The organism is Vibrio sp. R-1 (genome assembly GCF_035615595.1).
Classification (GTDB): domain Bacteria; phylum Pseudomonadota; class Gammaproteobacteria; order Enterobacterales; family Vibrionaceae; genus Vibrio; species Vibrio cholerae.
Map to the genome: position 1 here is coordinate 56,828 of NZ_WPDC01000004.1, position 12,797 is coordinate 69,624.

The 12,797-nt window shown below is 49.5% G+C and carries 3 protein-coding genes; all 3 read right to left on the reverse strand.

Going from position 1 to position 12,797, the window contains the following annotated elements; all coding sequences use genetic code 11:
* Window positions 1-13 precede the first annotated feature (13 nt).
* Window positions 14-994, reverse strand: a complete 981-nt coding sequence (locus GOU96_RS01660) for a GGDEF domain-containing protein (RefSeq protein ID WP_000998614.1) — start codon at window positions 992-994, stop codon at window positions 14-16.
* 130 nt (window positions 995-1,124) lie between these two features.
* Window positions 1,125-11,348 (reverse strand): retention module-containing protein, encoded by a 10,224-nt coding sequence (locus GOU96_RS01665; RefSeq protein WP_324701942.1) that lies wholly within the window; start codon window positions 11,346-11,348, stop codon window positions 1,125-1,127.
* Window positions 11,349-11,761: 413 nt separating this feature from the next.
* Window positions 11,762-12,685: an aldo/keto reductase gene (locus GOU96_RS01670; RefSeq protein ID WP_001187215.1), complete on the reverse strand. Its 924-nt coding sequence runs from the start codon at window positions 12,683-12,685 to the stop codon at window positions 11,762-11,764.
* Window positions 12,686-12,797 lie beyond the last annotated feature (112 nt).

The following is a 12,797-nucleotide window of genomic DNA, read 5'->3' on the forward strand; positions in this document are numbered from 1 at the left end:
GGGAAACACCGCTTTAGAAAAGTTCAACGTCATCAGAAAATGGCCGTTGCGCGCTGGCAATTTTACCGTTCTCACACAACTGTTCATAGCAGTGCACCTGATTTCGACCATGCTCTTTGGCGTAATACAGCGCTTTATCGGCATGGTCGAGAATGGTAGGTAAATAGTCACCCGGCCTGAGTGAGCAAAAACCAGCGCTGAAGCTCAGTTCACCGATTCTCGGGAAGTTATGGCGTCGGATCTGTTGACGGAAGCCATCCAACTGTTGCTTGATTTGTGGCTCATTACCGCTTGAAAAAATAATCACGAACTCTTCACCACCAAAGCGAAATAGTTGAGAAGACGGTCCGAAATAGTGCTGCATCTGCTGAGCGAACATAAGCAGAATTTCATCACCAATCATGTGTCCGAAGTGATCATTGATCGCTTTAAAATGGTCAATATCCAACATCGCGATCCAGAGTTTGTGATTCTCTTCTGTCGAGGGATTGATGGCAAAGGTGTGGCGCAATCGGTCTTCTAACGTTCGACGATTGAGTAATCCGGTCAGCTTATCGCGTTCACTCTCATGCAAAATCACCGTGTAATTACGGTAAATTTTCGCAAATCCGTTGATCAACATGCGATAAGGTTCAGGATCTTTATTGAGGATTAAACACAGCTCTGCGGAAAAGTGTTCTTCTACCGGGATCGGGCAAAAGCATTGATATTGACCATTCGCTTGTTGGGAAAACGCCATTTCCGTTTGAGAGTGCTGGTAACCATTATCGGCGCATGCTTGGTCATATTGCCACTGGTACTCCTTTTTACCTGCAGCATCTTTAGTAACCATTAAACGTGCCACCATAAGGGTTGAACGTCCAAGATGGTGAAATAAGGTCGCCGTGGAGAGCGGTAACAATTCAGACAAGGTCGCCAAAATACTGTAACTGAGTGCCAGCGAATTTTTCTGCTCAGTAATTTCAATAACCGACTCAAGCACTTTGTCATTCATACGTTTTTCTATCCGAAGGAGAACCGCGTTTTCCCAAGTATAGGAAAGGAAACGGGGAATAGAAAAATCGCGAGAAGAAAAAATCAGCCCCTAGAAGAAGGGGCTGATGATTCAGTCGTAGAATGGAACGTTAGTCGTGACGCAACAAATTCTGATCCAGCAAGGTGCCGATAATGTCCAATGAACTCATTCCCGTGAAATCAATTTGAGTCGCGAGGTTTTCGATCACAATGGTTTGTTGAACCTGATTATCGGTCGTGACTTGCAAGGTGACATCATTATCCACCACCTGCGCGGTCAATTGATTAGACACGCTCAAGTTGTTCAACAGTTGTTCCATGGTTAAGTGGTTACCGAGGTCCTGCACCACATCAATCAGATCAATGCTATCGCCTTCGCTGACATTGAAATCACGGATATGGTCAACTTTATCGTCGACTCCGTCGAGCGTCCATTTGAACATATCTGCGCCCGTGCCACCGACCAAAATGTCAGCACCTAAACCACCGACCAAGACATCGTCACCCGCACCGCCTTGAACAAAGTCATCACCGCTACCGGAGAGCAGCGTCATGCCACTATTGTCCGCCACCAACAAGCTATCATCGGTTGCACTGCGATGATCCAGCAGTGAGCCATCTGCCGCAATCTCAATCCGATAATCGATGCTGTTTGCGGAAGGCGCGCTGCTACCATCACTCTCGGTAGACAGTGCTGTAAGCGACAAGGTGTGTACTCCCTCCTCCAAACCGACTACTTTGAGACTCTCTAGCGCATCAGGAGAGACTTCCCAGCGACCATTACCTAAATCGGTCACTGAGCCTGCCGTGCTGCTTAAGCTTGCTCCCGCTGGAAGATGATCGACACGCAAACTCAAGGTTTCATGTAAATCCGTTAAGGCGGCAATCGCGCCTAAAAGAGCAATTCCTTGTGCACTCACGCTCTGATTAGCATAAATCTGCTGGGCATAACCGAAGGCAGGATTCATGCTCAAACTTGGCGCGTTAGCCACCGGATTGACCTGAATCGGGTAGGTTTTGCTCTCTTCCAATGCCATACCTGAGGCATTTTCGAAGTAGACGCCCATATCCTGCGCAGTCACGGTGAGATTGATTTGCGTCCCTGCGATAGCCGCTGCATCCACAAATAAGCCGTAAGCGGAGTCACTATGGTTCAGTAGCGCGTTAATCGCCTCTGGGCTGCCTTCTAGGATCACACTGCCATCTAAGGCATAACTGACGGCCACTGAGCTGCCTGCAGGCGCTTGTACACTCAAAATGCCTTCGCTGATACTCAGTGTCACTTTCATCACATCATTCGTGTGTGACCCGGCATAATCCACATCCGACACCGTAATGCCAGTCAGTTTTTGCCCTGACGCTTCATCAATCTGAGCGGTCAAGTGGATGCCATCCACTTCGGGTTTGTCGTTGACAGCCGTAACATCAATCACAAACTGCGCGCTGTTATCGTGCGCGGTTGATGCATCACCCGCGATTTCGATCCCCGCATTGCCGTTATCATTCACGTTAAGCGTGACGGCGACCTGACCATAAAAATCCGGTGATGGGACGAATTTCACTAAGCCTGCGCCAATCGCAGCATTGATCTCGGCCACGTTACCCGTGATGGAAAGCGCCCCCGTACCATCGCCCTGAATGGTCAAACCGCTGCTAAGCGATGAGTCGATGATCAGCACGCCGCTATTCACACCGATTTGCAGCGTATAGTCCGCATTCGGGTCATCCAACTGAGCATCAATATCGGTCAACGTAAAGCTATTGAGCAGTAGAGGTGTATCCTCTTCCGTCACTTGATCCTGCACGTTAATTAATTCTGGACGATCGTTCACCGCCGTCACATCCACATGCACATCAAACTCTTGCGCACTGCCAAGGTGCTGATCACCTGCCAATCCGGTATCCACGGACTGCACTTTAAAATGCAGATTGCCATTCCAATTCAGTTGGTTGTTATCACCGGAATTGAACACCACTTTATCAAGCTGCTGCGCATTAATTTCAAATACCCAAACGCCGCCACCAAGAGGTGTTCCCAAAGTGCCATCCGCCAAGCTCAAGGATGCGCCATCCGGCACACCGGAGATCTCAACACGCAAAGTCTCTGGGCTGTTTTCGGTGTAATTCGCCCCACCCGGTAAGCTTGGTGCTTTATCAAGAATTTGCGCACCAAGGCTGATGTCAATCGCTTGACCTTCATTGCCCGCCACTTCTTGCGCTGGCGTGATATCCACATCGTCGCCGATTGGCGTTACATGCAGGGTAAATTGATCAGAATGTTCCACGGGTTGGTTAAGCAGTGACTCTTGGGTAAATACTTTGATCCCCAATTGCACTTCGCCACTGAAATCTTTGGCTGGTTTAATCGCCAGCGCTGATAGATCCAAGCTGGTTAAGTTTGGATTGCGGATTTGCACGCTCCACTCACCGCCGCCGTTATTTTTCACCACATAGTCACTCGACAGTGACTTGACGAGGAAATCGGTCGGCAGTCCAGTAAGAACCAAGGAAACAAATTGTTCCGAGCCATCATTGTCATTCAGGCTGACGTTGAACGCATTGCCTTGATCGGCAAGGGCAATCCAACTGTCTTCATCTCCCGTCACCGAAATCGGACTACCAGAGCCAATCGTGATGTCATCCACCACAGGTTTCACTTCAAAACTGACTTGTGAGGTGAAGGTTTTATCGGCATCACTGCTGCTCACACCTTGTAAACTGGCGTTGGTTTCATCAAATACGGTGCTGTCAGTGACTTTTCCGGTCACAGTCATTCCCACGGTATTGATATCGTTACCGCTTGGATAGTTCGGCGCTGGTTTGAAGTAAATTTCGCAGAGTGCAGCTGGTAGCTCAGCTTGAGTGAGCGTAATACTCGTTCCCAAACTTTGGCCGTTGGCATCCACGAAGACACCAGAGTTGGTGTCATTCAACGTCAGTGTCACTTCGGTTAACACTTCTTGCCCTTGCGTACTGCCATTGAGGCTATCCGCCAAGCCGATCGCTAAGTTGAGATGCACAATGCCATCTTCATAGGCGATACCGTCTTGCGTTGGGGTATCGTTCGCCAAATCGGTCGGTTGATGGTTCGCATCCAGTCCCAGCGTTTCTTGCACATTCAGTGTAATGCTTGGGGTCACATGATTATCGAGTGGCTGATCGCCACTGCTGCTGGGTACATCAGCAACCGGAGAGATCGCGACAGGCACTTGCGCCGTCAATGTTTTCTCATCACCCGACTGAGTATCTGTCGTCACAAACGTGATCGGCAGCTTAAAATCACCCGCAAAATCGCGCGGTGGGATCAGCACCAGTCCTTCCAATCCAGAAATTGAACCATCAGGATTCAGCGTGCCTTTAAATACATATTGACCATCAACAAAGTTGAAATCTTGCCCACCAATCGAGGCTCCAGCAGGCAGATCGCTCGCGTTAATCACAATACTCAGTTCGTCGGCTACCGCATCAAAGCCGGTGGCATTGACCATGAGTTTGTCTTGGATCTGTTGCCCCAAGTTTACCGTGTTATCTTCTTTGCCAATCACCAAATCATCGGCATCGCCAACCCAGTTGAGCTGCGCGGCAACGCTGTTATTACCCGTGACCACGGTGGGAAAACTCAAGGTTAACTCTGTGCTCACCTGCTTGGTGATTTTCACTTCGCTGCTGTCTTCACCTTGGTCATAGACTTTGGCCGTAATGGTGATCTTGATGTCATTGAAACCGTTGTTATCCGGGTCGTCATCACTGCTGTACACCAAACCATTGGGCGCTTTGATGCTGAAATCGGCTTCGTTGGTGATTGTCCATGTACCATCACCATTGTTGATGGCGCCAGTGATCAGCAGTTGGTTCAATACCTCCTGCGGTACGTTGCCAAAGCTGACCACCAGTTGATCCACCAACTCATCGGACTGATAACTGCCTGCGGTATTGCTATCAAGGTTATCAAAGCGAATCACATTCGCCCCCGCTTGACCGCCACTCACATTATTGATGGTGAAATCAATCTTGCCATTGGCATCGGCTTGCACGGTTTGGGTTACGCTGCCCGCGTTTTCGACCAAAAGCTGTCCATCCGGCTCAGCGATCGGGTTCACTTTCACGCCAATCGAACCGTGGATCACTTCCTCGGCAATACCTTGACCCGGATTACCCGCATCCACGTACTCGTGGTCTTGCTCTTTTACGGTAATCGCCGTACTCAAAGTGAAGTCGGTACTGGAGTTGTGCGGAGGAATGACCTGAATGTAGCCCGCCGCGGAAACCTGATTTGAGAAATCGAGATCCGATTGTCCTGCTGCAGGCTCAAGTACCAGCACGCCATTGATTAAGGTCACTTCCACATTATTGACAAAGACTCGGCTTCCATCTGGGAAGCCAGAGATTTCAACTCGGCTGAAGTACTCTTGCGCATCAGGGTTTTGAATATTCCCCGGCGTGTTTTGCGGCACCCAAGTGACATGAATACGGTCATCTTCATTACCAGACACGGCATTGTGGTAGTTTTCGGTCACATCAATTTTCGGCTCGACCAAAATACGGATCGTCTCTTCCACTTGGCGAACATGACCATCATTTTCAGTCACAATCACCGTTGCCTTGATATCAATATTGGCTGTCGATGATGCCACTGGCTGAACCTGAATGCCGGTAATCACTTGCGCAGTCGTTAAGTTGGCTTGATAAATCGGTTTATGGTTGCTGTCGTAGCCGGCAAACACCAAATCGACGCTCGTACCGTCACTGTCAAACAGCTTTACACCGTCCGGAATGTTCGAGAGCAGTACCGAAATGGTTTCTGAACTGTCTGTCGGGCTGTCCGCAATTTCACCAGAAATGATGCTGAAGTTGAGATCGACTAAGCTATCTTCCGCTACGGTAGTTATCACACCTTGATGAGTACCTTCATTAAATGACTGCCATTGCGTATTGCCGCTAATAAAATCAATATTCGGAAGATCGGCAACCCCTTTCACGGTGACATTGACGGTTTTGCTGCCTAGCGATTCAATATCCTGCACTTGACCGGTTGATAGGTTAACCGTGTCTTTCACAATCCCTTCGACCACGAATGAGAAATTTTCATTGCTGTGTTTCGTTGGTAGAACCTCAACCTGAGATAGCGCACTCTGCGGGATCTCATAGTAAGTTTCCCCATTAGGGTAGGTTCCAACCGTGATCGGACTTGGGTCAGAGCCTAACCACACCAAAGTGGCGCCCGTATCCGTAAAATCGGACAGACGAACGAATAGCGCTTCTGAGCTATCCGCATCGCTTGAGCCAGTCATGGAAATCACTTCACTGAGCAGGAGAGGATCGTGCTCAACACTCGGATCAACCGCATTTTGATTAGAGGCGTTATCTTCAAAAATCGAAATACGATTAACGGTAAAGCTGCCGCGATCCGCTTCTGGCGCAACATCAATTACAATCTCTTTGGTTTCTGATTGCGCGGTCTGCTTGCCAGCAACGTAATTGGTGGACTCTTTAGTGATGGCCGTGACATCCAGTTTGATTTGGCCTGCGAAGTTATCCGCCGGATCAACCTGAACTTGGGCTATCTTGTTGGCCGGTACTTCATAATAAGTACCGTTAGCATCGGTTTTGGTTGGGATAGGCGAGCCATCGCTATACACCAAGTTGGCGTTTGCGCCATTTTCAGTAAAACGAATCTGGTAGGTAATCGCTTCAGGATTACTGTTGTCTTGAGTCTCCGCTGCGATATTGAGGCTAACATGACTGCCATCCTCTACCGCATCATAGTGAAACTCACTGCTGCTCTTCCAAGTCGCAATATCCGCTACGCTTTCAATCTCGATGCGCATGTTGCCGTTGGTGAAATGATCACGCACACCATTGTGCAGAATTTCCACACTCACTGAGGCATTCATGCCTCCATTGCCTGTCGAGTAGTGACGATCCGGCACAAAGTAGAGGTTTTCGACCGTGGCAATAGTGCCATTGATCGACTGTTGCAACAGTGCGGCAGGCAGCACAACATGTCCGCTTGCCGGATCGACATCCAGCTTCACTAGCTGGTTGGCGCTATCCAAATAATAGAAATCGCCACGGATCTGGTTTGGATTCCAAATCGAGACTTCACCTAGACTTTCCCCTTGGTCTACGTCATACAGGTTGACCTGCAAGGCGAGTTTCAGAGCTTCAACCGGTAATCCACCCAAGTTATCTTGCGCATTGCTTTGCTCACCCGCAGGCACCAAGTTCAGCGCCGCATCGTGGCCTTGGTCTTCATAGCCCGTAAATTTCTGCTGAGTAATGGTCGCTTTGTGATCGGAAATCGTAATGTTGAGCTGTTCCGTCGAGGTATCGTGATCGTAATCGGTCGCCGTCACATCCACCGTAAATTTGATGTCGTTTCCATCAGTGTGATCCAACTGTGTAACTGGAGTGAAAGTGGCCGTTCCGTTAGGTTGAATGGTTAACGTACCAAGATCGCGGCTCACACCATTAACAATTTCCACCACAGTGACGGTTTTCGCGGCGCCATTGAGCTCAATATCATTACTCAGCACACTGCCTTCACGGAACTGGATATCACGCCCCGCTTCGTCTACTGCACTAAAGTGAGTAATCACTCCGCGATCTGCGCCTTGTGTGTCTGGGCTTAAGTTATTGTCACGCGAGAATAGATTCACCGACGATGCCGAAGCCCCCTCCTGCAAGGCGATATTTTTATCATGCAGGATCGGTACATCATCGACGATAGTGACAGGCAAGGTGATCGGTGAGGTATCGCCGTCCGCATCTTGCGCCAGCACTGGAATATTCAGCGTTAGCTCATTGGCATTGAGCGGATGATCCACCGCGCCATTTAAAGTAAAGCTGTAGCTGCCATCGGCTCTTAGCACTAGGGTGAAGATCACCACGCCATTGGCGATACCTTGATAGGTATAGACTTGACCACTACTGGTTGTGGTTATGCTAGGCGCGCCCCATACCACAGGCTGACCTTGTGAAGTCAGCCCAGTATCGCTACTTGTGCTGGTATCAATCTGATAATGGGCAATGCCATCTGCACCTTGAGTGGTCGTAAATTGGCCATTAGCGGTGGTTGATTCTTTGCTCTGATCTGTACCAGTGGCTAAATCATCTTCATTGACCGACAAGACTTGCGCACTGATCACCGATGGTTGGTCATCGACCACGGTTACCGGCAACACAATGCTTGAGGTATCGCCATCGTAATCCGTCGCCACCACATTGAAATTCAGCAGCAATTCATCACGGCTTGCAGCGTGATCCAGTGGCCCTGATAAGGTGAACTGATAGCTACCATTCGCATTGAGCTGCAGGGTAAAAATCAGCGTGCCATCAGGTTTAGTCGCGGTATAAGTATGGTTACCATGGGCATCAACACTGTCAGACAGAGTTAGCACTTGACCGCCAGAAGTCACTCCAGCCAATGGGTTGGTAGTGAGATTCAGCGTGTAGGAAACCACATGATCCGCGCCTTGCGTTGTCGTGAAATGACCTGTCGCGGTTAAGGATTCTTTCGTGGTATCCGAGCCTTGAGTCAGATCGTCCTCATCGACTGACAGCGCTTGTACCGCGGTAATGGTCGGTTTGTCATCGATAATCGTAACGGGCAGATTCACGCTGGCTTTGTCGCCATCAAAATCCACGGCCAACACTTTAAAGTTGAGCTGTTTGCTGTCGCTGCCTGAGGCGTGATCAATTGGCCCAGACAGAGTGAAGGTATAACTGCCATCGGTATTCAGCACTAAGGTAAAAATTGGGTTACCGCCCGCGGTTGCCGTGTAAGTGAGATTGCCATTGCCATCATCGACAGGCGCTGACAGCGTCACCGCCACGCCATTGGATGTCAACCCTTGCACAGGATTGACACTGCTATCGAGCTGATAGCTAACCACCTGATCCGCGCCTTGCACTACGGTAAATTGGCCACTGGCACTCAACGACTCTTTGCTGCCGTCCGAGCCTTGTGGCAGGTCATCTTCATTGACGCTCAAAGGCTGGTGATGAATAAACGAGGGTTTGTCATCATTGATTTTCACCGGCAGTACGATACTGTCGCTATCACCATCAAAATCGGTGGCAATGACTTTGAAATTGAGCGTTAAATCGTTGCTATTGAGCGCATGATCAACCGGCGCTGCCAGCGTGAAGCTGTAGGTGCCATCGCTATTCAGGGTCAAGGTAAAGACAGTCACTGAGCCCGCCATCGCGGTGTAAGTGAGATTGCCATTGCCATCATCGACAGGCGCTGACAGCGTCACCGCCACGCCATTGGATGTCAGCCCTTGTACAGGATTGACACTGCTATCGAGCGTGAAGCTCGCTACGCGATCCGAACCCTGCACTAATTCAAACTGACCACTCGCGGTGAGTGGTTCTTTCGTCACATCAGAACCTTGCGGCAGATCGTTTTCATGAACGTTCAAACTGGTGACATTGGTGAAATAGGGTTTGTCGTCCTTCACTGTCACTGGCAAGGTTATGCTTGCTGTATCACCATCAAAATCAGTTGCGACTACGGTGAAATTGACCAACAACTCATCGCTGTTGAGTGCGTGATCGAGTGAGCCTTGTAAGGTAAAGCGGTAGCTCCCATCTTGGTTGAGCAGCAGAGTGAATACTGGCTCACCGCCAGCCGTCGCGGTATAGGTGTAATTGCCGTTAGCATCAACCGATTCGCTCAATGTCACCGCGACACCACCTGACGTAATACCTGCTACGGCATCCGTTAGACTGTCTAAACGATAAGACACCACACCATCTGAGCCTTGAGTGGTAGTAAAATTGCCATCGGCCACCAAACTCGCGCCACCACCGATCGAGCCTGTATCTAAGGTTTGTTCTGCGACAGTAAGCGGCTCGGCTCCGATAATGATCGGTTTATCATCTTGAATTTCGATATTCAAATTGCCCGGTGCTGAGCTGTCGTTATCGTAATCTATCGCGACAATTGGCAAGCTAATGGTCAATGCATCACTGCCGGCAGCATGATCCAGAGTGCCTTGTAACACGAACTGGTAACTGCCGTCGGCATTGAGAGTCAGTTGGAAAATATCACGGCCGCCCGCGGTGGCTTGATAAACGCGGCTGCCATCAATCAGAGTTGGCTCACCTAATATGACCGCGTCACCTTGCGAAGTCAGCCCAGCGATAGGATTAGCAGTGCTGGGATCAATTTGATAAGACGCAACCTGATCGGAACCTAACTGAGTATCAAACTGGCCAGACACGGTCAGTGGATCCGCGCCATCCGATCCCGCGGGTAGATCGTTTTCATTCAAGCTGAGGGTGGGTTCATCGACCATCACCGGCGCGCTACCATCATTGATGGCCACAACCACATCAATCGGAGCTTGGATCACGTTGCCGTTACTGTCGGTACCCGTCAGTTGGAGTGCAATTGAAATTTGATCACCACTGATAGAGACCAAACCGCCCCCCACCGAAGGCAAGTGGTCAATCGGCTGGCTGAGAGTGGTTGTGATGGTGAGATTAACATCTCGGCCTATCGATTCCGCGCTAATCGCGATGCTCAATACCGTGCTACCGTTTTGCTCACCAATAATGCTATTGGTCGCGGCATCATAACGGAAAACTACAGGTTGCCCGGAAGAGGTAATGTCTTGGTTGAGCTCGGCAAGCAGCGAGGTTAAAAAAGCCGCTTCAGGCACAAAAGAGGCTGGCAGCAGCGCGAGGCTACCTGCCGTAATTAAGCTGGTCACCGTAGACGTTTGCGGATAAGTGCCAAATGACAGCGACCCTTCGGTAACTTGCGTGCTCAGGCTTTCACCACCCGCGGCAAAACGCAGTGGGTTGACCAAAGTTTGAGTTGTCGAAAACGTTTGGTTGTAGCCTTGAGTATCAAAGGCGGTACTGGCAAGCACTTCTAAGAAGTTATAGTCAATGGTAATTGCACCACCGTTAGCCGAGCCACCTGCACCAGCGCCTGCCGCGGCGGCTTCTAATGCGGTGGTTGGGTCGACACCGTCTAAAATCGCCTGCTGAATCGCCGCGATGGCTTGCTCATCAAAATTCGCCGTATCCAATTGCGCTAAATCAAGGTTGATTTGACCTTGAATGGGTGCAGCTTGCACTTCCGGTTGTCCATCTGCCAAGAGCTCTGGCAAACACGCCACGCAGTTCTCATCAATCTGCACACCGCCTTGTGTTGTTTGCAGTTCGATCGCAGATTGATTGACCGTAATGATAATTTCATCTGGTTGCAGAACATCCCCTGCATTCACAATCCGCGCTTGACCCTGCGCATTAACAACAACCACATTGCCAGACAAACTTGTGACTGTTACAGGTTGAGTGACGACTTGAGACTGCATACTGCCCCCATTTCTCGCGGTAAATAATTGGTAATACATTGGCCCCTTCCAATTTGAAACTGCAGACGTGTTGCTCACAGCCATACCAATAAGAAGGGGATATTTTTATTTGGAATCGTGATTATGATTTTGTAACTAAACTTCCTGCTTAAGTTATAAGCGATGCATAACTAAATAACTACTAACAAGAAAGCTAAATAGCGACAGTCTCAATTGTGAAATGGCTCGCAAGCACTCTTGCGAATTAATTGTTAGACAGTGCGAATGGACAATATCGGGAGCGAATGGGTGGCAAGAAGTGAAGAGATAGGATGACTTGAGAAAAACTGCGCCAGTACAAAGACTGGCGCAAGAGTATCTTCTCAAACAAAGTGGAGCTGCAGGGTGGAAGAAGATTGAGCCGTAATACCCCGTTATGGCACGCCATGACCTTTGGATGCGACCCACACCCGATACCACTGCTCACGAGAAAGCTCTAACGACAAGGCTGCTATTGCACTTTGAACTCGCTCGATTTTTCCGGATCCGATAATCGGTAATGGTTGACTCGGTAAACGACGCACCCACGCATAAATCACCTGCTCAATCGACTCTGCACCGAGCTCAACACGGATCTCTTCCAGCACAGCTCGTACGCGCTGCGCTTGCTCAGTTTGACCTGAGAAAATTGCGCCGCCACCGAGGCATGACCATGCCATTGGGCGAATGCGCAGACGCTGCAGTTGATCCAAGGTGCCATCGTGTGCCACATCAAAATTGAGTGGATTGATTTCGACTTGGTTAGTCACCAATAGCTTACCTAAGCGTGACTGCAGCAAATCAAACTGCGCTGGGCTGAAGTTTGAAACACCAAAGTGTTTCACTTTACCGACCTTGTGCAGTTCAGAAAACGCTTCAGCGACTTCATCAGCATTCATCAGTACATCTGGGCGGTGGATCAGCAAGACATCGATCTCATTGACTCCCAAACGCTCAAGCGAGTGATTGACCGATTGATAGATATGCGCCGCGCTGGTGTCGTAGTGATTAATTTTGCGCTCAGGAAAGCGATCGCTACACAGTTTAATGTCGCATTTGGTCACAATCTCGATCTGCTCGCGCAGTGAAGGTTCCAACGCTAGGGCTTCACCAAACAGTGTTTCACATTGATAGTTGCCGTAAATGTCCGCGTGATCAACGGTACTGATCCCCAGCTCAATATGCTGCTTCAAAAAGGTTAAGCGCTGCTGAGGCGTCATGTTCCATTCCGCCAGTCGCCAGTAACCTTGAACCAGTTCAGACAGCTCTGGCCCTTGTTGCGCCATGGTCACTTTCTGTACGGTTGCTTGTTGTTGCATGGTTATTCTCCTGTTTTTCACTCAGCACATCCTATGCAGCTGGCCGTCTCTGTGCAAAAACTATCAATATCGAACCATAAAGTTGTGACTTGAATTAGATTTTTAGACGATA

What these genes read in the sequence shown, in the direction of transcription:
- GOU96_RS01665 (WP_324701942.1), bottom strand. Translation starts at nt 11,348, where the DNA reads ATGCAGTCTCAAGTCGTCACTCAACCTGTAACAGTCACAAGTTTGTCT.
- GOU96_RS01660 (WP_000998614.1), bottom strand. Translation starts at nt 994, where the DNA reads ATGAATGACAAAGTGCTTGAGTCGGTTATTGAAATTACTGAGCAGAAA.
- GOU96_RS01670 (WP_001187215.1), bottom strand. Translation starts at nt 12,685, where the DNA reads ATGCAACAACAAGCAACCGTACAGAAAGTGACCATGGCGCAACAAGGG.